This window comes from Paraburkholderia podalyriae (assembly GCF_014397785.1).
GTDB lineage: Bacteria > Pseudomonadota > Gammaproteobacteria > Burkholderiales > Burkholderiaceae > Paraburkholderia > Paraburkholderia podalyriae.
The window spans coordinates 14,618-37,068 of sequence record NZ_VZQQ01000047.1 but is presented as its reverse complement, the minus strand read 5'-3'; the positions used below and the strand labels follow the sequence as shown (position 1 = coordinate 37,068).

The 22,451-nt window shown below is 63.6% G+C and carries 17 protein-coding genes; 9 read left to right on the top strand and 8 right to left on the bottom strand.

The annotated features are described in order from the left end of the window. Nucleotides 1-561: 561 nt before the first annotated feature. On the top strand, nt 562-1,023 hold the full coding sequence (locus F6X42_RS32465; protein ID WP_187638101.1) for a Rap1a/Tai family immunity protein: 462 nt from the start codon (nt 562-564) through the stop codon (nt 1,021-1,023). A 93-nt stretch (nt 1,024-1,116) separates the two neighbouring features. On the opposite strand, the gene F6X42_RS32460 is transcribed toward F6X42_RS32465, so the two are convergent. Then, complete coding sequence (locus F6X42_RS32460; RefSeq protein WP_187638100.1) at nt 1,117-1,962, bottom strand: aldo/keto reductase; 846 nt, start codon at nt 1,960-1,962, stop codon at nt 1,117-1,119. A gap of 195 nt (nt 1,963-2,157) precedes the next feature. Here F6X42_RS32460 and F6X42_RS32455 point away from each other — a divergent pair, with 195 nt between their 5' ends. Further along, the gene (locus F6X42_RS32455) at nt 2,158-2,904 is read left to right on the top strand and encodes a GntR family transcriptional regulator (protein WP_187638099.1); all 747 of its coding nucleotides are present in this window, start codon (nt 2,158-2,160) and stop codon (nt 2,902-2,904) included. Between the two features lie 42 nt (nt 2,905-2,946). On the opposite strand, the gene F6X42_RS32450 is transcribed toward F6X42_RS32455, so the two are convergent. After that, nucleotides 2,947-4,350: a CoA transferase gene (locus tag F6X42_RS32450; protein ID WP_187638098.1), complete on the bottom strand. Its 1,404-nt coding sequence runs from the start codon at nt 4,348-4,350 to the stop codon at nt 2,947-2,949. Between the two features lie 126 nt (nt 4,351-4,476). Here F6X42_RS32450 and F6X42_RS32445 point away from each other — a divergent pair, with 126 nt between their 5' ends. Then, nucleotides 4,477-5,718 carry a citrate/2-methylcitrate synthase gene (locus F6X42_RS32445; RefSeq protein WP_187638097.1) on the top strand — a complete coding sequence of 414 codons (1,242 nt, stop codon included), beginning with the start codon at nt 4,477-4,479 and terminating at the stop codon, nt 5,716-5,718. Nucleotides 5,719-5,774: 56 nt separating this feature from the next. Here F6X42_RS32445 and F6X42_RS32440 read toward each other — a convergent pair whose 3' ends face one another. Then, nucleotides 5,775-6,080 (bottom strand): DUF2917 domain-containing protein, encoded by a 306-nt coding sequence (locus F6X42_RS32440; protein WP_187638096.1) that lies wholly within the window; start codon nt 6,078-6,080, stop codon nt 5,775-5,777. A gap of 181 nt (nt 6,081-6,261) precedes the next feature. On the opposite strand from F6X42_RS32440, the gene F6X42_RS32435 reads away from it, so the two are divergent. From F6X42_RS32435 to F6X42_RS32425, 3 genes are all read left to right on the top strand, one after another. Continuing rightward, nucleotides 6,262-7,680, top strand: a complete 1,419-nt coding sequence (locus F6X42_RS32435; protein ID WP_187638095.1) for an aminotransferase-like domain-containing protein — start codon at nt 6,262-6,264, stop codon at nt 7,678-7,680. A 129-nt stretch (nt 7,681-7,809) separates the two neighbouring features. Next, nucleotides 7,810-9,270 (top strand): multidrug transporter subunit MdtD, encoded by a 1,461-nt coding sequence (gene mdtD, locus F6X42_RS32430; RefSeq protein WP_187638094.1) that lies wholly within the window; start codon nt 7,810-7,812, stop codon nt 9,268-9,270. 320 nt (nt 9,271-9,590) lie between these two features. After that, complete coding sequence (locus F6X42_RS32425; protein WP_187638093.1) at nt 9,591-10,865, top strand: EAL domain-containing protein; 1,275 nt, start codon at nt 9,591-9,593, stop codon at nt 10,863-10,865. Here the strand turns inward: F6X42_RS32425 and F6X42_RS32420 are convergent. Next, nucleotides 10,821-11,876, bottom strand: coding sequence for a sigma-70 family RNA polymerase sigma factor (locus tag F6X42_RS32420; RefSeq protein ID WP_187638092.1), 1,056 nt, complete (start codon nt 11,874-11,876; stop codon nt 10,821-10,823). The two genes, F6X42_RS32425 and F6X42_RS32420, sit on opposite strands and share 45 nt — an antisense overlap. A gap of 24 nt (nt 11,877-11,900) precedes the next feature. Here F6X42_RS32420 and F6X42_RS32415 point away from each other — a divergent pair, with 24 nt between their 5' ends. The 3 genes from F6X42_RS32415 (at nt 11,901) to F6X42_RS32405 (ending at nt 14,429) form a co-directional block, all read left to right on the top strand. Beyond that, nucleotides 11,901-12,053, top strand: coding sequence for a hypothetical protein (locus F6X42_RS32415; RefSeq protein ID WP_187638091.1), 153 nt, complete (start codon nt 11,901-11,903; stop codon nt 12,051-12,053). Between the two features lie 31 nt (nt 12,054-12,084). Further along, nucleotides 12,085-12,732, top strand: a complete 648-nt coding sequence (clpP, locus tag F6X42_RS32410) for an ATP-dependent Clp endopeptidase proteolytic subunit ClpP (protein ID WP_187638111.1) — start codon at nt 12,085-12,087, stop codon at nt 12,730-12,732. A 176-nt stretch (nt 12,733-12,908) separates the two neighbouring features. Beyond that, nucleotides 12,909-14,429: an NYN domain-containing protein gene (locus F6X42_RS32405; protein ID WP_187638090.1), complete on the top strand. Its 1,521-nt coding sequence runs from the start codon at nt 12,909-12,911 to the stop codon at nt 14,427-14,429. A gap of 82 nt (nt 14,430-14,511) precedes the next feature. Here F6X42_RS32405 and F6X42_RS32400 read toward each other — a convergent pair whose 3' ends face one another. The 4 genes from F6X42_RS32400 to F6X42_RS44425 form a co-directional block, all read right to left on the bottom strand. Then, entirely contained in the window at nt 14,512-15,063 is a 552-nt protein-coding gene (locus F6X42_RS32400; protein WP_187638089.1) for a glycine zipper family protein, read from the bottom strand. Between the two features lie 1,301 nt (nt 15,064-16,364). After that, the gene (locus F6X42_RS32395) at nt 16,365-17,900 is read right to left on the bottom strand and encodes a sialidase family protein (protein ID WP_187638088.1); all 1,536 of its coding nucleotides are present in this window, start codon (nt 17,898-17,900) and stop codon (nt 16,365-16,367) included. A gap of 294 nt (nt 17,901-18,194) precedes the next feature. Further along, complete coding sequence (locus tag F6X42_RS32390; protein WP_187638087.1) at nt 18,195-19,730, bottom strand: sialidase family protein; 1,536 nt, start codon at nt 19,728-19,730, stop codon at nt 18,195-18,197. Between the two features lie 247 nt (nt 19,731-19,977). After that, on the bottom strand, nt 19,978-22,302 hold the full coding sequence (locus F6X42_RS44425) for a sialidase family protein (RefSeq protein ID WP_246530321.1): 2,325 nt from the start codon (nt 22,300-22,302) through the stop codon (nt 19,978-19,980). Nucleotides 22,303-22,451 lie beyond the last annotated feature (149 nt).

The window sequence follows — 22,451 nt, the reverse complement described above, 5'->3', positions numbered from 1 at the left end:
AGGGAAATAGCGGTGGAGGCAGCAGTGGCGGTGGAAGCAGCGGCGGCCGCGGGAGCGGCGGCTGCGGTTGCGGAGGCTCCAGCGGCGGCCCGAGCGGTGGATTTGGCGGTGGTTTCGGAAGCGCGAATGGCAGTTCGAACGGCGGTGGCTTCGGTGGTGGCTTCGGTGGCGGCTTCGGCGGAGGCTTCGGCGGCGGTCACGGAGGCAAGGGTGGCGGCAGCGGCGGCAGTGGCAACGGCGGCGGGAATGGGCACTAGGCGTCGCCCGTTTTCCTCGGTAGGGGGTCCCCGCGCCCTACCCGCCGGCGACATGTCCCGGCATACTGTCCGCTATCCGCTGGCAACGGCGGTGACGTCCCGATCCCCCGGTCGGGCGTCACCGCCCGAGGCCGGTCGGAGCGGCCCGCCTGCCATCGGCGCGCGCTGACGGAATGGCCCGGAGAGCGCGCGAACCGCGCCGTGAGCGGCGGGAACACAACCTCCATTGCGTGCGAGTGTTATGGAACCAATCCGAGACGACCGCCTCATATCAAATTCATCGTTCGATATGAGGGCCCACAACATGCATCGAAGCGTCCCCCCCTTCGCGACCCGTACGGCAGCCGCCGTGCTGATGGTTGCCGCCTTGGGCCTCGCATCGCTCGCCCATGCGCAAACACCCGCGCAGCCGATGGCGCAAACCCTGTCCCAAGCGGCGCCACCAGTCGACCCGAGCTTCTCCGCCTACTCGCTCGTGCAGAGCTGCAAACAGCGCCACGACAACGTCGCGCAAGGGCAATGCGTCGGCGCGATCCGCGGCATCATCCACGGCTATCAGTACGGCGTGCTGTTCCTCGCCCAACGCTCAACCCTGCCCGCCAACGAAACGCAGCGCGTGTCGCTGTGTCTGCGCGACGTGCCGGTGTCGTCGATCGTCGACGACTTCCTCGCCGATGCCGCCCAGGTACCGGACGACGCACTCCAGCACACCCCCGCCGAAGTCGCCGTGCTCGGCTCCGTGCATCAGCACCACTCCTGCACCTGAGCGCCGCGTCAGCGCGAGCGGCGTCATCGACGCCCGCCGCGCTCCCGGCTTCGCTCGCCGCCGCTGCGCAACGGGCGGCGCTCGCGCCAACGCTTACAACATCTCCAGCACACGCTTGCCGCGCGGCGGCTTGAAGTACGCGTCGAGCGCGGCGAGTTCGCCGGCCTCCAGCACCAGTTGCGACGCATGATGGTTGTCCCGCACATGCTCGACGCGCGCCGCCTTCGGAATCACGCACACATTGGGCTTGCCCAGCGCCCACGCGAGCGCCACCTGAAACACCGAGACGCCGCGCGCGTCGGCGATGTCGTCGAGCGGCGAGCGTTTCGGCAGGCGCGCATGATCGACCGGGCTGTACGCCATCGCCGGCATGCCGCGCGCGGCGAGCCACGGCAGCAGATCGAACTCCGGCCCGCGCCGCGCCACGTTGTACAGAATCTGATTGGTCGCGCACGCGTCGCCATCCGGCGTCGCGACGAGTTCTTCCATGTCGTCCGTATCGAAGTTGCTCACGCCCCAGTGGCGGATCTTGCCCGCGCGCCGCAGCGCCTCGAAGCCGTCGACGGTCTCCGCGAGCGGCACCGAGCCGCGCCAGTGCAGCAGGTACAGATCGAGCCGGTCCGTCTTCAGACGCTTCAGGCTCTGCTCGCACGCGGCGATCACGCCGCGCCGGCTGGCGTTGTGCGGATACACCTTGCTGACCAGAAATACCTTGTCGCGCAAACCGGCGAGCGCTTCGCCGAGCAGCGACTCGGTCGCGCCGTCGCCGTACATTTCGGCGGTATCGATCAGCGTCATGCCGAGTTCGATGCCGCAGCGCAGCGCATCGATTTCCGCCGCGCGTTGCGCCCGCTTCTCGCCCATCTCCCACGTGCCCTGCCCCAGCGCCGGAATGCGTTCGCCGTCAGGCAGGCTCACGCTCGCGATATTGCTCGTCATGCTGACTCCTCGAAAGTGGGTCGATGCAGATGCGGTGCGATCGCACGCCGCCTCACCACGCAACGCCTGCTACGAAAAACACAGTGACGAGTTTAGCGGCTTGGCGGCCTCACAGCGGCGCGCCAGGCAAAAGCCCGCTATAACGGGACGCGCCGATGTTCTAAAATTGCCGCTTGCCCATCTTGCGTGAGCCCCATGACCTCTGCCTCGGAAGACCGCTGGCGCGACCTGCGCCCGGACCCGGAAAACGACACGCCGCTCTATCTTCAACTTGCCCGCAAGCTCGGCAGCGCGATCCACGAAAACCGCTGGAACGCCGGCGAGGCGCTACCCTCTGAACGCGTGCTGTCGGAGGCGCTCGGCGTGTCGCGCATCACGTCGCGCAAGGCGATCGCGCTGCTCGTCGAGCAGGGCTTGATTCGCCGCACTCAGGGCGCGGGCAGCTTCATCACGCCGCGCTATGAAGATCCGTTGTCGCGTCTGTCGAGCTTCAGCGAAATGCTGCGGCGGCGCGGCTTCACGCCGAGTTCGAAGTGGCTGTCGCGCGAAATCTCGCCGGCCAATCGCGACGAGGTGATCCAGTTGGGGCTGTCGCCGGCCGCCGCGGTCACCCGGCTGCGGCGGCTGCGGCTCGCCGACGGCATCGTGATGGCGGTCGAGAACTCGACGTTTCCGGCCGCGGTGATTCCCGATCCGCAGGCGATCGGCGATTCGCTGTACACGTATCTGGAGAATCGCGGACTGACCATCGTGCGCGCGTTGCAGCACTTCCGCGCGGTGAATGCGAGCGACGAGATCGCGCAGCAGATGAGCATCTCGCCGAACGAGGCGTTGCTGTTGATCACGCGCGTGGGTTACACCGCGGATCAGCGGGCGATCGAGTTGACCGATACGTACTGCCGCAACGATTACTACGACTTCGTGGCGGAGTTGAGGAAATAGGCTGCCGCTCGACGGGCAACTAGTCGGGGCGCGCTGCAATCATCAGATCCATCGGGCATCGTGCGCACCGATGCGCGCCGGCGGCAGCGCATAAAACGCGGGCGTCTGTTCCAGTTCCTCCGCGGGCTGCACGCCGAGCACCCGCCCGAATTCCGATTGCACGCTCGCGACGCAATCACGCACATCGTCGAGCGACACTTCGCGCGCCTGCTGCCCGTCGGCCAGCAACCCGAACGACTGCAGCCAGCGCCCGGTCTGCGCAAGCGACACCTTCACATGCCAACTGCCGCCCTCGCGAGAGCGACGCGCAAGCGCGACCATCGCCCCGAACGCGGCCAGATAGCCGGTCGCATGATCGAGTGCCTGACACGGCAGATGCCGCGGCTCGGCCGAACCCGCCGCCGCGCGCTCGGCCCACGCGATGCCGCTCGCCGACTGCACCAGACTATCGAAGCCGCGTCGCCGCGCCCACGGTCCCGTGTGCCCGTACGCGCACACCGACACATACACGATGCCAGGCCGCAGCCGCGCAAGTTCGTCCGGTCCGAAGCCGCGCGCCGCTAGCGCGCCTGGACGATACGCCTGCAGGAACACGTCGGCATCACGCGCGAGTCCGCGCAACGTGTCGCAGCCGGCCGCGTCGCGCAGATCGACGAGTGCCGAACGCTTGCCGCGGCCATTGTCGATCACGAGCGGCGCGATGTTCGGTAGATGGGGCCCGTTGATCGTCAACACGTCCGCGCCGTGATGCGCGAGCGCGCGGCCGGCCACCGGTCCCGCGATGATCCGCGTCAGATCCAGCACCCGCACGCCTGCGAGCGGGCGGTCGTTGCCGGTGTCAGCGTCAGCGTGGCGCGGTGGCTCGGCGGGCGTGTCACCGATGCGCTCGATCTCGAACAGCGGCAAGCGCGCGACCGCTTGGGCCTGCTCGAGCGCGGCCCATTCATCGGGCGCGCGAATCAATGCGGCGCACAGGCCCGCGTCCGCCAGCGCGCGGTCGAGCGTCGCGCCGTCCCAGCCGCGAATCGCGGCCGCCACCGACTCCCGCCCATTGTCACAGCCAAGCACCTCGAGCACGCCCTTCAGGTGATGCGCGAAATTCGTATGCAACTGGATCCAGCGGCCGTCGCCCGTTTCGTAGAAGCCGGTGACCGGATCGCGTAGCGCGGGCGGCGCCCCATCGTCGATCCGCAGATAGCGTTCGCTGCGAAACGCGGCCAGCGCGCGGCGCATCTGCACCGACACCTGTTGCCCGCGTCCGTTGCGCAAGCGCCAGTATTCGGCGGCGGCGAGGCCCGTCGCGGCGATGGTCGACGACGCGAGGGTGCCGACGCGGTAGACCGACGGCAAGCCCGGGTCCGCGCCGGCGAGCGACACGCCGTGCAGCGCGACCGGATCGCAGCCGGCCAGAGTCCAGATGTGCTTGAGGGCGAGTTCGGGCGTCATGGCATCGGGCGCGTTGGCCGCGCTGAGTGGAAGCAGGTGTATCGAGTCTAAAATTGCGGATTGCCGCAATCAATCTTGATTATGATCATCAACATATATTGATTTCTTCGGTTATCGCACGCTTTCATGCCAGCCCCGATTTATTTGAGCGCCGCCGAAGCGGCCGCAACCCTCGGCGTCAGCTTGCCGACGCTGTATGCGTACGTGAGCCGCGGCATGCTCGGCTCGTCGCCAGATGCGCAAGGCAGGCATCGGCTCTACGATGCCGCCGAGGTGCGCCGCCTCGCGCGGCGCAAGGCGGACGGCAAGCGCGCGGGCAAGGTCGCGCAGAAGGTGCTCGACTGGGGCGTGCCGGTGCTCGAATCGTCGATCACGCTGGTCGCAGACGGCCGCCTGATGTATCGCGGGCACGATGCGATCGAACTCGCGCGCAGTGCGTCGATCGAAGACGTCGCGGCGCTGCTGTGGGAATGCAGCGCGCGGCGCATCGCCGCTGCGCCCGCCGTCCCGCTCGCTCCCGCGCAATGGGCCGCATGGCTGAAGCTATGGCGTGACAGCACCCCGCTCGATCGCGCGCTCGTGCTGTTGCCGGCCGCCGCCGCGCAGATGCCGCGTGTGTGGGCGCTCGGCCGCGATGCGCAGCTCGACACCGCGTGCGCCGTGATGCGGCTGCTTGCCGCCGCCATGCTGCCGGCGGCGCCGTCGAACGAACCGTTGCATCGGCAGATCGCGACGGCCTGGCGGGTGCGCAGCCGGCCGCAAAGCGGGCTGCTGCGCGCGGCGCTGGTCGCGTGCGCCGATCACGAGCTGAACGCGTCGACGTTCACGGTCCGCTGCATCACATCGACGGGCACGCATCTGTTCGGCGCGGTCGCGGGCGGGCTTGCGGCGCTCTGCGGGCCGCGTCACGGCGGCGAAACCATCCGGATCGCCGCGCTGCTCGATGATGCATCGCGCTCGCCGGAGCTGGACCGCTATCTGGCGAACCGCCTCGCGCGCCACGAGCACGGCGCGCAAGGTCCGGCGCTGTCAGGCTTCGGTCATCCGCTTTATCCCGACGGCGATCCGCGCGCGCGGCTGTTGCTGACGATGCTCGCCGACTGCGCGCCGGCCCGCTCACCGCTCGACGAGGTGCTGCAGCTCGCGCGAGCGGTGCGCGACACGACGGGCGCGGAGCCGACCGTGGATTTCGCGCTTGCGGCAATCGAGCGCGTGCTCGGCTTGCCGACCGGCGCCGCGTTCACGCTGTTCGCGCTCGGGCGGGTGGTCGGCTGGATCGCGCATGCGATGGAGCAGACGCGCGATGGCCGGTTGATCCGGCCGCGCGCGCGGTATATCGGGGAGTACGAGGCGGGAGGGGCTGCGTAGGGGCTCGACGGAGCCGCGTCAGCGCTGCAGAGCGGCGGCTCGCCGTTCGCCGTGCGTCAGACCGCGCCTGGCCGACGCGCCAGCCACCCCGGCATCGGCCAGCCGAATAGCAGCGTCGGCAAGTTGCGTTCCGAGCCGCTCGCCAGCGCGAAACGCGCGCCAGCCTGCCCCGCGCTGACCCATGCAACAGACCCACGCGCCAACTCGATTGACTCTCCCGCCGCCAGCCAGTGATCCTCATGGTGGCCCTCGACGGTCAGCCAGACATTGCCGCTGACCACCTTGAAAATCGCCGGACGCGCGATCCGCCAGGCTGTAACGGGCTCGCCATGTTCCAGTTCGAAAACTCGCATTTCTCGCATCGCCGTTCTCCTCGAAGAGCTTCTGTTGTACCGATTATTGACGTGCGATGATCGGATACCCATGCACAGTTCCGAACAGTTTCGTCGGAACTGTTCAGTCAAAAAACCGAACAGTTGGCATGGCCAGCGCGACGCAAGTTCAAACATTCGCGTTAGGCGGCCGGCGCAGGAAGGCAAGCGTATGAAACTCGAAATCGAGCTCGATAGGGACAACGGCGTGCCGCTGACCGAGCAGATCGTCGCGGGCGTCTCGGCGTGGATCCGCTCGCGCAATGCGCATCCTGGCTCGAAGCTGCCGTCGATCCGCCAGTTCGCCACAGACTTCGGCGTAAGCCGCTTTCCGGTGATCGAGGCGTACGACCGGCTGGTGTCGCTCGGCTATGTCGACTCGCGCCACGGCTCGGGCTTCTACGTCGCCGATCGTCAGCCGACAGACGTGCGCTGCCAAGGCACATCGGACCCGCGCCGCGCCGATGTCGAGTCGGACCACTTGATGCAGCAATTCAGCTATCCGGGGGAGACGCTGAACCTCAGCTCAGGCTTCATTCCCGAAAGCTGGCGCGACATCGATGGCATCGCACAGGCGATCCGCCACGTGTCGCGAACCGATCCGGCGAGCATGGTCGAGTACGCGACGCCGCTTGGCAACCCAGTCTTGCGGGAGCAGTTGCGCGGCCGCATCGGCCAGTTGGGCATCCAGGCAGACGCGTCGCAGATTCTGATCACCAACGGCGCGAGCCAGGCGTTCGATCTGCTGCTGCGCTACATGCTCAAGCCAGGCGACACGATCTTTGTCGAGGACCCGGGTTACTACAACCTGTACGGGCTGCTGCGACTGCACGGCATGAAGCTGATCGGCATTCCACGCACCGGCAATGGTCCTGACCTCGACGCGATGCAGACGCAACTGAAGCTGCACCGGCCCAGATTGCTGCTCATCAACACCGTATTTCACAATCCGACCGGCACCACGGTCGCACCGCAGGTCGCGTTCCGTTTGTTGCAAATGGCGCGTGAGCATGGCTTCCAGATTATCGAGGACGATATCTACGCGGATTTTCAGACCGAGATCACCGATCGCCTCGCCACCCTCGACCAACTCGAACAAGTGATCTACATCGGCGGATTGTCGAAGACGCTGTCGTCGTCGTTACGGATCGGCTGCGTGGTAGCGAATCACGCGATCATCAAGGATCTGGTCGACATCAAGATGCTGACGAGCATCGGCTGCTCGCGTTTTGCCGAAGCGGTGGCGGTGTCGATGCTGGAGCGCGGCGCATATCGCAAATATCTGGAACGACTGCGCCGGCAGATGCGCGGCGCGCTCGGCTCGACCGTCCAAACCCTCGAAGATGCCGGCTGGGAGATTTTCGAAGAGCCAGCAGGCGGCAAGTTCGTGTGGGCGCGCGTGCCTCATGTCGCTGACGCTGAGCGGTTGGTTGAATGCGCCGTGCCGCTCGGTGTGACGGTGCTGCCTGGGCAACACTTCAGGCCGAATCGGGAGGCGAGCCCGTGGATCAGGATTCACGTAGCCTTTGCTAACGAGCCGCGGGCGCAGGCGTTTTTTCATGCGGCGGCGCAGTTGCCGCCTGATGCGTGAACACGGCGCGGAGCTTGGCCGTGACGCAGCACTTGCAGGTACGCAACACGCCGCCGCGCGCTGCGCCGGGCTGCGCTTTTCCCTAGAATAGCGAGTCCCCGCCCGACCGGGCGCGCCCAGCCGCTTTTCATGTCCACGCCGCCGACTCCGCCCGCCCTCGCTCCCGACATTCCCTCGAGCCCTTCGCCCCGCTCGCTGACCGTGATGCTGTGGCTGGTCGCCACCGGCTTCTTCATGCAGACGCTCGATTCGACGATCGTCAACACCGCGCTCCCGGCGATGGCAACAAGCCTCGGCGAGCTGCCGCTGCGCATGCAATCGGTGGTGATCGCCTATTCGCTGACGATGGCGGTGATGATCCCCGTGTCCGGCTGGCTCGCCGACAAACTCGGCACGCGGCGGGTGTTCTTCAGTGCGATCCTCGTGTTCGCGGTGGGCTCGTTGCTGTGTGCGAACGCGCATACGTTGAATCAACTGGTGCTGTTCCGCATTCTGCAAGGCGTGGGCGGTGCGATGTTGCTGCCGGTCGGGCGGCTCGCGGTGCTGCGTACCTTTCCGGCGGAGCGCTATCTGCCGGCGTTGTCGTTCGTGGCGATTCCGGGTCTGATCGGACCGTTGATTGGACCGACGCTCGGCGGCTGGCTCGTCAAGATCGCGTCGTGGCACTGGATCTTTCTGATCAACGTGCCGGTAGGCATCGTGGGCTGCATTGCGACGTTTATCTTCATGCCGGACAGCCGCAACGAACACACGGGCAAATTCGACCTTGGCGGCTACCTGCTGCTGGTGGTCGGCATGGTGGCGATTTCGTTCGCGCTCGACGGCCGCACCGAGTTCGGCATTCAACATGCGACGGTGCTGGTGCTGCTGATTCTGAGCCTGGCGTGCTTCGTTGCCTATGGTCTGCACGCGGTGCGCGAGCCCGCGCCGATCTTCCCGCTCGATCTGTTCAAGATCCACACGTTTAGCGTCGGTCTGCTCGGCAATCTGTTTGCGCGGATCGGCAGCGGCTCGATGCCCTACCTGATACCCCTGCTGTTGCAGGTGAGCCTCGGCTACAGCGCATTCGAAGCCGGCCTGATGATGCTGCCGGTAGCGGCCGCGGGAATGGCGACGAAGCGTCTCGTGACGACGCTGATTCTGAAGTACAGCTACCGACGCGTGCTGATGGCGAACACGATTCTCGTCGGCCTGATGATGGCGAGTTTTGCGCTCACGAGCACGAATCAGCCGCTGTGGCTGCGACTCGTGCAACTGGCGATCTTCGGCGGCGTGAACTCGATGCAGTTCACCGCGATGAACACGTTGACGTTGAAGGACCTCGGCACTGGCGGCGCGAGCAGCGGCAACAGCCTGTTTTCGCTCGTGCAGATGCTCTCGATGAGTCTTGGCGTGACCGTGGCCGGCGCGTTGCTGACGACCTTTACCGGCATCATGCAACGCGTGACCGGAGCCAATTCGCTGCCCGCGTTTCATGCGACGTTCCTGTGTGTCGGCGTCATTACCGCCTGCTCGTCATGGATCTTTGCGCAGTTGTCGCCGGACATCCGCACGCCCGCGAAAAAGACCGATCCTTCGGAGCGAACCTGAAGGCCGCACGAACCAGGGCGACGCATCCTCGCGCACTCGCGAACAGACATCTGGATATGGCTTTGAGCGCGCCGCGCGCAGTGCACTTGAACAGCGCCGCCGACCGGCAACAGGGCGCGCCCCGCACCAGCGAAGTGCGTGTCGCCGTCTTCGTCCCGCGGCGCGCGCGCAATGGTTTCCTCGAGGCATTGCCAGTGGAGGCTCAAGCTGTGTTCGTACATGCGCATAATTCTTGCTCACCTATCCTGTAAACTCTTGGTCTGCGCGTGCGAACTCCTGCAGAGCCCGACAAGCGCCGCCATTTCCACACGACTGACATGATGAGCATGATCGAACTCGATCCTCCCGGCTTCCAGCCCCCACGCCCGATGACCGGCGATGAAGGCTCCCGGCGTACCGTTCTGTACGGCGGCTACACCATTTTCAGCGTGTTTCAGCCGGTCTTCTCGGTATCGCACCGACGAGCAATCGGGTATCACGCGTCGCTGCGGGTCCATGACGAGCATGAGACGCAAGTGCCCTCGCATGAAGTCTTTACGCAGGCCGCGCGACGCGGCGACCTGCTGGAACTCGGACGGCTGGCCGAATCGCTGCACCTCGGCAATTTCAACGCGTTCGACAGCCACGACGAATGGCTCTTCCTCAGCCTGCATCCGGCCGCACTGATGGACACCAGCTACGGTGACGCGCTGCTTGCCAGCCTGAAGACGCTTGGCCTGCCGCCGCAACGCGTGGTGCTCGAAGTATCCGAACAGGCCGGCGGCGAGACCACGCGCTTCGCCGAAATCGTCGATTCGCTGCGCAAGTCAGGTTTCCTGATCGCGCTCGACGGCTTTGGCGCCAAGCATTCGAACATCGACCGCGTGTGGAATCTGCGGCCGGACATCGTCACTCTGGACCGCTGCATCCTCGCGCAAGCGAGTGAACACTCGCACATCGAGCGCGTTCTGCCGGGCCTCGTCTCTCTGCTGCACGAGTCCGGGCAACTGGTGCTGATGGGCGGGCTGAGCACGGAACGCGATGCGCTGATCGCGCTCGAATGCAATGTCGACTTTGTCCAGGGCGCCTTTTTCGCGGGCCCGAGCGTCGACCCCGTCAAGCCGCAAGTCGCAGCGCGCCTGATGGATTCGCTCTCCGCCTCGCTGCGCGAACGCGTTGCCGCTCGAGAGAAAGCACAGTCCGCGCGGCTCGCACCCTATGTTGCCGCGCTCGAGGCAGCCGCCGCGCATTTGATTGCCGGGGAATCAATCACACAGGCGAGCGCAGCCCTGCTCGCGCTGGGAGAAACGGCGCGCTGCTTTGTCCTGGACGGTTCGGGCCGGCAGATCGGCGACAACGTGCTGCCGCCGGGCCGCACCTCGCAACGCGCAAAGCGCTTCAGCCCCCTGCTGCATTCCGAAGGCGCGAGTTGGGAGCGCCGCCCGTACTTCATTCAGGCGATGCGTCAACCGGGGCGCGTAAATTTGACGCCGCCGTATCTGTCGATCAACGAAGCCCATCTGTGCGTCACTGCGTCGATTGCCGCGCACACGCCGCATGGTACGCAGGTGCTATGCGTCGACATCAACTGGGAAGTCGCGGCTCACCGTAACTGATGCCCTCGGATGGTCCTTGATCCGGACAAGCAGTTCCTTGACCGCATCACGGCCCAACATCTGGTTAGCCGCCTGCAAATGCGTGGCGCTGGTGAGGATGCGCAGGGAGACGATTCTCGCCGAAAGTTCTGTTGTGCCATCCGTCACCACGTCGATTAACCCGACGATGTCGCCGTCGCAGAACAACGCGATACACACAGCACCCGCCATCGACACCACCTCGGCATGGCTCGCCTGTTGTGCGAGCGATGTGATCGCGGCCATCCACTTCGGAACTGAAACCGATTCGCAGGCGCGCTGTGCTTCGGTGTTGGGTGTTGGACCGTGTGCATGCAGCGCCGGCTTGACCGCGGGGAACTGCGTGGGCGGAACGTACAAAGGTAGGTCGCTGATCAGTTGCGGCGCGTCGGTGAAAAGCTGCAGCAGGCCCACCCGGTCTTGGGCTTCGAGCGCCGCGCGCAAACGCTCGACGATTCGCCCATGCACCGCTGGATCTGGCCGCTCCAACGGCGCGCCGGCACGTTTCAGACGCTCCTTGGCGCGGTGAACCATTTGCCGGCAAGCGGCCGGTTTGCGCTCGAGAATCGACGCAATTTCCGCATAATCGCACTCGAACGCTTCATGCAGGACGAACGCCGCACGTTCGTCTGGCTTCAAATGTTCGAGCAGCAGCATCACGCCATATGACATATCCGCCGCGCGCAATGCCAACTCCTCCGCAGATGGCGCGACCTCGTCGAGCCACGGCTCCGGCAGCCAGCCGCTAGCCTGCGACGCTCGCTCGCGCTGCGCGTGCCGCAGACGGTCGATCGCCGTGCGCGTGGTTAGCGTGGTCAGCCACGCGACCGGTGTTTGCACCGCCTGCGTATCGGCCAGATGCCATTTGAGCCAGACGTCCTGCACCACGTCTTCGGCTTCCGCGCGACTGCCGAGCATCCGGTATGCGAGCGCCAGCAGACGGGCGCGCGCGGCCTCGAAACTGGATGCCTTGTCGATTCCCTGCTCCGTCATGCGTAGACCTCCCGATGGTGCATAGTGAAAAAGCAGTTGCGTACCGGCAGCATGATTCAGGTACTCGCCATGTCCGGTATTCCTGAGCTTGACGCATGGGCAGCTGGTGATGTGACAGCGCGGCGCAAAAAATTTGCTGTCACAACGACGGCCGCTGCTTCGTCAAATGAGCAATAACCGGCGCACGTCCATTCTGAACGAGGAATCCATGCCTTCCAGTTACCCCTCTGTCTCAAGCCTGGGCCTTGTGCCCACGGTGATCGAACAATCCGGCCGGGGCGAGCGCGCCTATGACATCTACTCCCGCCTCCTGCGCGAGCGCATCGTCTTCCTTGTCGGGCCCGTGAACGAGCAGTCAGCCAGTCTGATCGTCGCGCAACTGCTGTTTCTCGAATCGGAGAACCCCGACAAGGATATTTCTTTATACATCAACTCGCCCGGCGGCTCGGTATATGACGGCCTTGCAATTTATGACACCATGCAGTTCATCAAGCCAGAGGTCTCGACCTTGTGCACGGGGTTTGCCGCGAGCATGGGCACCTTCCTGCTCACCGCGGGTCAACGTGGCAAACGGTATGCGCTGCCCAATGCGCGCATCATGATTCACCAGCCGTCCGGCGGCGGTCAGGGCACCGCGGCGGACATCGAGATCCAGGCGAAGGAGGTGCTGTATGTGCGAGCGCGTCTCAATTCGATGATGGCTGAGCGCACCGGACGCAGCATCGAAGAGATCGCGCGCGACACCGACCGCGACAACTTCATGTCGGCGCTCGAAGCGAGGGAATACGGATTGATCGATGACGTGCTGGAAGCCCGCGCGACGTGGAATAACGCAGGTCGTCGCGACACCATGTAACGGGACTGACATGGAGCCGCTTGCCGGACCGCCGGTTGGGCTGCCGGTCGGACTGCTTGCTGCAAATCTCCACCTGCCGACCGGTGCGAGCGCGCCACAAAAGCTGCTCACCTTCGCTGGAATCGCTATCATGTCGCGATTCGTCGCGTTCGACGATCGCTTCAATGGAGATACACATGGCGTCATCCAACGAAAACGTCAGCATGGCGCTTTTTTGCGACTTCGAAAATGTCGCGCTCGGCGTGCGCGACGCGAAGTACGACAAGTTCGACATCAAGTTGGTGCTCGAACGCCTGCTGCTAAAGGGCAGCATCGTCGTCAAGAAAGCATATTGCGACTGGGATCGCTACAAGAGTTTCAAAGGGGCAATGCACGAGGCTAATTTCGAGCTGATCGAAATTCCGCACGTGCGCCAATCGGGCAAAAATTCCGCCGACATCCGGCTCGTCGTCGATGCGCTCGATCTCTGTTACACGAAGTCGCACGTCAATACATTCGTCATTATCAGTGGTGATTCGGATTTCTCGCCGCTCGTATCGAAGCTGCGCGAAAACGCCAAACAGGTAATTGGCGTCGGTGTGCAACAGTCCACGTCGGATCTGCTGATTGCGAATTGCGACGAATTCTTCTTTTATGACGACCTCGTCCGCGAAAGTCAGCGCGCAGTCGCGAGGCGCGAATCGTCGCGCCAGCAGCAAAGCGCCCAGCAGGCCGCCAAACGTACGCCTGATGAAGAGAAGACCCCGCCCAAAGAGGATCTCGAGAAGCGCCGCAGCAAGGCCGTTGAAATTGCGGTGCAGACGTTCGACGCGCTCGCTTCCGAACGTGGCGACAGCGGCAAGATCTGGGCGTCGGTGCTGAAGAACGCGATCAAACGGCGCAAACCGGATTTCAACGAGACGTACTACGGTTTTCGCGCTTTCGGCAATCTGCTGGAAGAAGCGCAAGCGCGCGGGCTGCTCGAATTCGGCCGCGACGAGAAGTCAGGCGCGTACGTTTATCGAAGCGCAACTATGAACGTCGCGAGTGAAACTGCAAGCGAAACCGTCGGCGAATCCGTGACGGAGTCTGCTGAAACGGGGTCGGCTGGAGCGGTATCGGCTGAACAGTCAGCCGAACATTCGTATGAAGCGCAGGCCGCGCACGCGGCCGCTTCTGAGTCGGGTGGCAAGCACAAGTCGCGGCGCAAGGACCGCAACAATCGCAAGGCGAGCCGGAGTCAGCAGGAGGATGCGCATGGCAGGAGCAGTCGCCACGAAACGGCTGACGAAGAACCCGCGGCGACCACACCGACGCCCACCGAACACGCGGAACACGCCGAACAGATCCACCGGCAACAACCGCATGAACACGCGCGGCTCCCGCACGAATTCGCCACTGAACAGGTAGCAGAAGTAGATACAGCCGCTGAACAAGTCGTCTCCAGCCACGAAGCCGATCAGTCCATCGACGGCGACCAACCCGCGCAACGTCAAAGCGCCAAAAAGCGAACATCGCGCAAAACGGCCGCGAGGAAAGTGAAGAAAAGTGCGCCGCGTACGATCGATGAAGTACCTGAGATCGCAGCGCCGGCCGAGGCCCCTGCTCCGGCAGTCAGTTCGGAAGAAGCGCCTCAGGCCGCCAGCAAGACCGCCCGTAAAACGGCGTCTCGCAGCCGTCGTCCGCGCAAAGCGGCGTCAACGGACAACCCGACGTGAACGGCGACGCAGTTTGACGATCGTCGTTAGACGCTACCGGCCAGCCGACAATGCAAGATAAGCAAGTTCGGCCTGCCGCCGGTCAGTAAGCCGGATAAGGCGCATACATAACCGGCGGAGGCGGCGCGTAATAGGGACGGGGCGCGAGATACACCGGCTGCGTCGAATAGTAAGGCTGCGGCTGAGCGATCGTCTCGCCCTTCGAGGTCATACACTGGGCGTAGGCGGTGTCATAGCGGGCCTGCATGCTGGCGGCCGAGTACTGGGCGCCGTTCGCGCCGTTCGCGCCGCCGATCAGCAGGCCGCCGCCCGCGCCGATCGCTGCGCCCGCGCCGGCGTCGCCCGCCGCCGCACCGAGCAGCGCGCCAATCGCCGCACCGCCGAGCGTGCCGAGCGCCGCGCTGTTCACGCTATTCGTGGTGGCCGCCTGCGCCGCGCCGGACGGATTCGTCGATTGGTTCGCGTAATCGCGGCACGCGTAGTCGTTCTGCTGGAACTGGCTCAGAGGCTCGCCGCTATGCGGCATCGCGACCACGCTTGGGCCGCTCGGCGGCGCCACTGCGCAACCGCCCAACGCGAGTGCGGTGACGGCCGCGGGAATCGCCAGGTTGAGCGTTTTATTGCTGGAAATCATGGTAGTGCACTTCGGAGGATTGGAATTCAAACGTTAGGCTAATCGCAAAATTCCGTGGTTACGGCTTCGTTACAGAAAGTTTTTTGCGCGGCCGGCTTGCCTCGCGCCGGCTGTGCGTCGACGCAGTGACCGGCTACGTTATATCAGGGAATACTTGTAAATCAGCTACCAATCAACTGACAAGGCGCGCGGCCTACACTCGCGTCAAACGATCCCGCCGCGTCAGCTTGCGTCGCCTGCAGCGCGCCCGTGTTCGCGCAATCGACTCCGGCTGCGCCGAGCGTCGTAGTCCAGCACCGCAGGTAACGCACCTTCGCGTCCGCTCCACCGCAGTTACCAACGGTGACAAAACTTCTTTCACAAGCGCGCAGGAAGGGCACCCCCGTTGGTAAGCGAGCGCAGGCACCCATCCCTCGCCTTCCAATTGCCTCAAAAAAGAGAAAGCCCTCGCATTGGAGGGCTTTCATCTTTCGCTACTCTCTTCAATCGCGACTGCAGCCGGTCACGACATCCGTCGGCAAGCGGTAACCGGCAATTGTGCCGCGACAATAAAGTTTGGAACGTTCGGCAATAAAGTCTGGAAAAGCAAAAGCATCATGTTGTCGCAGACGGGCGGCAAATCGTCAGACTACTATACCAAATTTGGTATCGGAATCGCTTCACTCATATCCAGTTGCATACGACCTCGTGTTATTAGGGCATTGAGACTGGGTTGAAATCGTCATGAAAGCACATTTCTTGACTTTATTGTTCGTCGACGCCGGCAGCAGTGGTTGGGTAACTACGCTCATCTCGAGCGCAAAAAAAGCGTTGGCGCGATCAAAAGGTTTTCGATCTATCGTTCGCCGCTCTAGCACCCTTGAACTGTGAACCTTGTCAAGTTCTGCGCCTCATCGTCGCTAGTCGACCCACTACGGACATAGAGCCCGGCGTCACCTGTACGGCCGCTTTCAGCGTACAACAGTCATCCCTTTATCTGCAGCGGCCGGCGAGTCCTCGGCCATACCTGCCATTCGCGCTCTCCCGGAAGCAGCTTTTTGGAATGACCGCTCCCGAGCAAAGCGACTCGGCGCTATCGACCCCGTTGCCTCCTCTCGTGTTCCGCGTAAGCGGTCGTTCGCGAAGTTCGCACAGCGGCCAAGAGCTGCCGACCGGTAAGCGCACGGGCAACCCCCGTCTTGAGTTGGCATTGAAGGTCTTGGGAGTACCCGGGAACAGGTGTTGGATATCCGCCCCTTCCGGAAGCCAGGTAAGTTGACGTCGCAAAACGGCCCAGCCCCACGAGCGCATTCCATGATCAGCTATCTATTGACTTCGAGCCGCCCGATTTCCTGATGGGCCACGCTGGTCACCATGGTCATGGCGGCTTTCTGGATTTTGACGCCCTCTGGGTTAGCGACGAGAGTGGCGATCCGTTGAATTGCAACGCCGAGCAAAATGTCTAACTCGGGCCCCCACGGGGAAATGTGAACGAGATGTCCACCGACGATCTCGTCCCCGCCGCCGTCCTGGATGATGCCGAACAGGATCTGCGCGACCTGCCCATAAATGCCGGACGGCACCTCCACCTGCGGATGAGGCGGCACGATATCCATCCAGAGTTCCTGAATGCCCGTCCGGGTGTCTGTCCAGAGCGGATAGAACCCATTGGTGCTCGCGTCGAGGCCAAAGTATTCGCCGATGAACGACGCGATTGGATCCACGAGCGAGACGGGTGCGTCGATGGTCGGGTCCCAGGGACGGTCAGTCACGGTAAAGCGATTGAACGACACCCCGCCGTCAAACGATTGGGCCATGATCACGTCAATAAGATAGGTACTCGCCTTTGGCCCGAACTCATAAAAGGCGCATCCGATGACGCCCTTCGGATTAGCAATGATCTGCGGGTGGAAGTGTTGCTGGTTCGCGGCGAGCGCACCGGTAAGGAGTGGCCGTCCGGAGGGAGGGGTGTCCCAGCCGGCGCCACCATTCGTGGACAGCGCGTAGTAGATGCGGGAGACACCTTCGCGGTAATCGGCCCACGCGACGAGCACGGTCTGTCCCGACACACAGGCCGTAGGCAGGGTAAATACCCGAAAGGTCCCTCCGGGCAGGACCGGCCAGCCATGAGGTTTCCAGGGCGGTAGCGATGACTCGAGTGTCGTGATGCCAGTGGCCGGCGACGCTACCGGATGGAAACTATTGCCACCGTCCGAGGACACCATCATCTTGATTTCACTTCCTGCGGTCCAGGCGATGTAGATGGTTCCGTCGGCAGCTACGTTGATCTCAGGCGAGAAGGGGGTGTCACTGGCGAGGATACTGCCTGCTGGATCAGTTCCGATCCCAATCCAGGTGATTCCATGATCCAGCGTGCGCGCGAAGCGCAGGCTCACGCCATCGTCCCAGGCAGCGTAGACGCGGCCGTGAAAAGCGCTACTTCCGGCATCGCCGGCAACCCATGGCTTTTCGTCCTCGGCGCTCGCATGGATGAGGCTCGGCGCGCTCCAGGTTTGTCCCCCGTCGAAAGACCTGTAGACGGCGATCCCCACGTAGTCAATCGCGGGCGGATTCCTTATCGCGGCGCACACGAGGAAGATGTTGCCGCTATCGTCCCACGCAAGCGCCGGGTCGGAAACGCCAGTCCAGTCGGGCGTTGCCAGATTCGCGGAATCGTGCCATGTGATGCCGGCGTCGGTGGAATAGACCGTCGCCGAGGTGAAATCATAGGCGGCGATGTCTTTGCACTTCCTCGACGCCGCAACCAACTGCAGCGGATTGTTGGGGTTGATGGCGAGACTGCTTTCGCTTCTCGCGTCGTTCGGACTGGCACCGCGAGTCACCTGGATGTTGGCCATCTCCGTCGCTCCCTATCCTTTTCGTGCGCGCCTGCGCACGGATCCGCACTGCTCGCGCCTGCGCAAACGGGCCGACTCGATCGCGCCCGTCAGATCTGAAGCGCACCGCCACCGACGCAACGCGATCCACCGCCGTCGATACGGTGGATCGCGCACGCCGCTCACGCTGACGCACAGCTGCGCACGTCTATCCGAGGTAGTCTTGCATCGTGCGAAAATGCGGACGCAGACCCGCAGCCGTCGCCACGATATAAGTCAGCACGTTGGTGAACTCTCGCACCGCGCGCTGGTCGCCTATCCTTTGCCTTCAAGACGCTTTACTTCCTGTTGAGCTACGTGCGCCACCATGGCCATGGCTGCTCTCTGAATGCCGATACCCCCGGGGCTGGCGACAAGCGTGGCGATCCGCTGGATCGCGACACCCAGCAGAATATCCAGTTCGGGTCCCCAGGGCGGAATATGTACGATATGCCCGCCCACGATCTCGTCGCCACCGCCGTCCTGAATGATGCCGTCCAAAATCTGGGCGACTTGCCCATACAGGCCGGGCGGAATCTTGAGCAGTGCACGGGCCCGCACGATGTCGGTCCAGAGTTCCTGGATACCAGTCCGCGTGTCCGTCCAGAGCGGATAGAATCCCCGCGTGCTGGCGTCCAGCCCGAAGTAGTCACCAATGAAGGTGACGTTGGAATCTCCATGGGACCACGGTGCGTCGATGGCCGGATCCCATGGCTGGTCCGTCACGGTGGCACGATCGAACGAGATCCCGCCATCAACCGACTGGGCGATCATGACATCGATGAGTGGCGTCGACGGCTTGGGGCCGAACTCGTAGAAGGCGCACCCGATCACGCCGTTGGGATCAATGACGATCTGCGGGTGAAAGTGCTGCAAACCCGAGGGTAGCGGTCCTGCCAGCAACGGCTTTCCCGAGAGACCGGTGGGCCAGCTGGCGCCACCGTCAGACGACACTGCGCAGTAGATACGGGACACGCCTTCGCGGAAGTCGGCCCATGCCACGGCGACCGTGCTCCCGAAGACGCTGGCCGATGGGATCGTCAGCACGCGAAAGTTTCCGCCCGGAAACACCGGCCACCCATGAGGGGCCGGCAATCCGGCATTGAGCGTCGTCGCGCCCGCGGCCGGCGACACGGCGGGCGTAAAACTGTCGCCCCCGTCCGTCGACACGATCATCTTGATCTCGCTTCCCGCGATCCAGACGATATAGATGTCACCGTTGGCCGCGACTCTTATGTCCGGTGAAAACGAATCATTGACGAGCACCGTCCCCGCGGGTGTCGCGCCAGGTCCCGCACCGATCCAGGTTACACCATGGTCCGTGGTGCGTGCGAACCGCATGTCGGATCCGTCGTCCCAGACTGCATAGACGCGGCCGTGAAACGGACTCGACGGATTCGTGTCTCCTGCCGCCCACTGCTTGTCATCGCCAGCGCTGTTGTGGATCGGCAGCGGAGCGCTCCAGGTCTGTCCGCCATCCGATGACTGGTAGATCACGATCCCGACGGTGTCGAAGGTCGGCGGATTGTTGCCCGACAGACCGACCAGATAGACGTTTCCCACATCGTCCCAGGCAAGCGCAGGGTCGGTGAGCAGCGTAAAACCGGATAGCGTCAAGGCGGCCGAATCATGCCATGAGATGCCACCGTCCGTGGAGTATTCGGTGGCCAGAATGAAGTCGTAATTGTGAATGTCCCCGAACTTCTTGGACCCCGCTACGATCTGCTTCGGGTTATTGGCGTTGACTGCGATATTGCTTTCGCTTCTCGCGTTATTCACGCTCGTATCGTGCGTGACCTGGATATTCGACATGATGCCCCCTTATCGATTATTCGAAAGGTCGAGTGATCGCCCGGCGCGAAACCTTCATTCATGGGGTGGTCACGAAGACACGACCAGCAGAATGAACAAAGCCCCAGGCGGTAACAGCTGGCCGATGGAGCCCGACAGCCCAGCTCGGAAAAGGCGCCTCGCAAAATCACGTGTAAACAAAACCGTGCAGGCAGGACGATTTTGTAAAGTGCGTGCAGTAAAAGCTGGAGTCCGATGGTGCGCGGCGTCATCGCCCTTTTTTGCGCGTCGAAGAATCACGTTGTTTCCGTTCGTGGTTCGCGTCCTCATCGTGGCCGCGAACGAGCTCCAGGATGGCGCTGCCGGTGGTGACATGGCTGTCATTGCGCTGGAAGATCGTCAGCCTTGTCGGCGCGTCGAGATCGAATTCCTTCGGAAGCTTCAGCGACAGCTTCATGCGAAGCGTCTGCCCTGGCGCAACCGTAAAGCCGACTCCAGCCACTCGATGGGTCAGGTTCCAGTGCTTGCCAGAAAACTCGGCCCCGTGCATGTGATTCTCGGTCGGTAAAGGCTGTTTCTCCCCTTTCCTCGGGGGCAGGACGGCGAGCTTCATGGGAACATCGGCCAGCCTGTGGCCCTTGTGGACGATGACCTCGATGAGCGTCGCGTGACTGTACGGGCTGCCGATGATGAAGGGCAACTCGATCAGGCTGTCGGCGGCCGCGAAGACATGGGCGTATGACAGGTTGCGCTGACAGACGTTGTTGTCGCCCCAGAAGTAGCTGCCGTAATCGCACGTACCGGGGGCGACCGACACCGGCGCGCCATCGGTACCGCCTGCTGAGTCGTTATTGTTGCCGCGCGCCTCTGCCAGGAGGCATGGGTGCCAGGTGCCCTCTTGAGGAATCTGTGCGGCAGGCCAGCGAATGGGTCCGAAGATACGGGTGGCGCCCACCGCCAGATTCATCGACGCACTCTCGCCGAGGTACAGGTGTCTCTGCTGGACCGCCGCCGTCTGCCAGTCGCCCGGATACCAATCCTGCGGATAACGAAACTCCAGCCCGGGCAACGCATCAAGCGCGGGATAGTTGCCTACTGTCACGGCGAGCGTGACGTTCTCCGCGGGATTGGGTCCGAGGTTGGTGATCTTGCCGTAGATGAAATGATCAGTCACGCCGTCGCGCAGCAGATCCTGATCGACCCAGATGGCGTTGCCGTCCTGCTGCCGGCGTACGATCAGATCCGGCGCCTCCCAGTGGTTGCCGGGTGACGGTACCGTTCCTGTGTCGCTCGCGGAGTCGCGGATGTAGACGTTCGCGGGCCGGGCCGCGACGCGTGCCGTGAACATTTCCTGGGTTCCGGTGCGAGTGTCCATCCACAATGGGAAGAAGCCGAGCTGGCTCGCGGCCAGACCGAAGTAATCGCCAATGAAGGTTACGTTGGGATCTCCGTGGGCCCAGACAGCATCCACTGTAGGGTCCCATGGCATCTCGGTGACCGTGGCCCGATCCACGAAGGTCGCCGCGTTGTCGGCCGACGCTGTCAGGACAACGTCGATCAGCGGCGTCGTGCCTCCTCCCTTTGGCCCGAAGAGATAGAAAGCGCACCCGACGTCGCCCTGCAGCGTGCAGGCGAGCTGAGGCTGGAACTCGTGTTGATCCGGGGCAGAGACGGCGCCTGCGCTCATCAGCGGCATGCCGGAACCGCTGCCCGCCTGCCAGACGGCGCCACCCGTGGTAGAGCGCGCATAGTAGATGCGGGCGACCGCCTGTCGATAGTCGGGCCAGGTAACAACCAGGTCGGTCGCGTTGACGCCGACACAGACCGTCGAGACCGTCGGCGTCCGGAACGTGCCACCGGGCAGTTGCCCGGGCAAGGCCGTGATCCCGCTCGCGACCGTGGCCGGGTTCGAGAACGAATCCCCGCCATCAGTGGATTTGACGAACTGGAGGTCGGCACCGGCTATGAAGAAAATGTAGACGCTACTGTCTGCGGCCACGACCACCTGCGGCGCGAACGAGGCCGGAGCAAGTGACGTTCCGACCGGGTTCGCTCCGGTCCCGCGCCAACTGGTGCCGTAGTCGATCGTGCGCCCGAAGAGCATGCCACCCGGGCCGTCCCAGGCGGCGTAGATGCGGCCATGATAGGGGCTGCCGGGATTGGTATCGCCCGCGGCCGACTGCTTGTCATCGCCGAGCGCCGAATGAATGAGGTTCGGAGCGGACCAGGTCAAACCGCCGTCCGTAGACTTATAGACGGCGATCGCGATCGGATTGGCGCCTTGAAAAGGAAGGGCGACGAGATAGGCGCCGCCAACATCGTCGAAGGCGACCGTGGGATCCGAAACTCCGTCCCAGCCCGCGAGGAGCCCGAGGGGTGCAGCCTCCTGCCACGATCGGCCCGCGTCGAATGTCGAATACGCGGCGAGCGAGAACGCATAGGTGTGCGGGTCGGTGAATCGTTTGGACGACCCGACCATGTGGTACGGGTTCGTCGGATCGACTTGTATTGTCGATTCGCTTCGGTCATTGCTGGGGCTGGCATCGCAGGTGACGCGGATGTTGTATCTTGGTCCAAGAATGAGCGGGAGCATCGCTTCTCCTAGGTAACGCTATTGGCGGTAACCTCTCTATTTTCTTATCCACCTCGGGAAATAGTTTTGCATCCGTGGTCGACACTCGGAGACGGATTGGACTACGAATCCCCGTTGTTGTTAGATCTAAGACGAACTGACCCGGCTAG

What these genes read in the sequence shown, in the direction of transcription:
- clpP (WP_187638111.1), top strand. Translation starts at nt 12,085, where the DNA reads ATGCCTTCCAGTTACCCCTCTGTCTCAAGCCTGGGCCTTGTGCCCACG.
- F6X42_RS32465 (WP_187638101.1), top strand. Translation starts at nt 562, where the DNA reads ATGCATCGAAGCGTCCCCCCCTTCGCGACCCGTACGGCAGCCGCCGTG.
- F6X42_RS32395 (WP_187638088.1), bottom strand. Translation starts at nt 17,900, where the DNA reads ATGGCCAACATCCAGGTGACTCGCGGTGCCAGTCCGAACGACGCGAGA.
- F6X42_RS32425 (WP_187638093.1), top strand. Translation starts at nt 9,591, where the DNA reads ATGAGCATGATCGAACTCGATCCTCCCGGCTTCCAGCCCCCACGCCCG.
- F6X42_RS32405 (WP_187638090.1), top strand. Translation starts at nt 12,909, where the DNA reads ATGGCGTCATCCAACGAAAACGTCAGCATGGCGCTTTTTTGCGACTTC.
- F6X42_RS32450 (WP_187638098.1), bottom strand. Translation starts at nt 4,350, where the DNA reads ATGACGCCCGAACTCGCCCTCAAGCACATCTGGACTCTGGCCGGCTGC.
- F6X42_RS32440 (WP_187638096.1), bottom strand. Translation starts at nt 6,080, where the DNA reads ATGCGAGAAATGCGAGTTTTCGAACTGGAACATGGCGAGCCCGTTACA.
- F6X42_RS32460 (WP_187638100.1), bottom strand. Translation starts at nt 1,962, where the DNA reads ATGACGAGCAATATCGCGAGCGTGAGCCTGCCTGACGGCGAACGCATT.
- F6X42_RS32455 (WP_187638099.1), top strand. Translation starts at nt 2,158, where the DNA reads ATGACCTCTGCCTCGGAAGACCGCTGGCGCGACCTGCGCCCGGACCCG.
- F6X42_RS32445 (WP_187638097.1), top strand. Translation starts at nt 4,477, where the DNA reads ATGCCAGCCCCGATTTATTTGAGCGCCGCCGAAGCGGCCGCAACCCTC.
- F6X42_RS32435 (WP_187638095.1), top strand. Translation starts at nt 6,262, where the DNA reads ATGAAACTCGAAATCGAGCTCGATAGGGACAACGGCGTGCCGCTGACC.
- F6X42_RS32420 (WP_187638092.1), bottom strand. Translation starts at nt 11,876, where the DNA reads ATGACGGAGCAGGGAATCGACAAGGCATCCAGTTTCGAGGCCGCGCGC.
- mdtD (WP_187638094.1), top strand. Translation starts at nt 7,810, where the DNA reads ATGTCCACGCCGCCGACTCCGCCCGCCCTCGCTCCCGACATTCCCTCG.
- F6X42_RS32390 (WP_187638087.1), bottom strand. Translation starts at nt 19,730, where the DNA reads ATGTCGAATATCCAGGTCACGCACGATACGAGCGTGAATAACGCGAGA.
- F6X42_RS32400 (WP_187638089.1), bottom strand. Translation starts at nt 15,063, where the DNA reads ATGATTTCCAGCAATAAAACGCTCAACCTGGCGATTCCCGCGGCCGTC.
- F6X42_RS44425 (WP_246530321.1), bottom strand. Translation starts at nt 22,302, where the DNA reads ATGCTCCCGCTCATTCTTGGACCAAGATACAACATCCGCGTCACCTGC.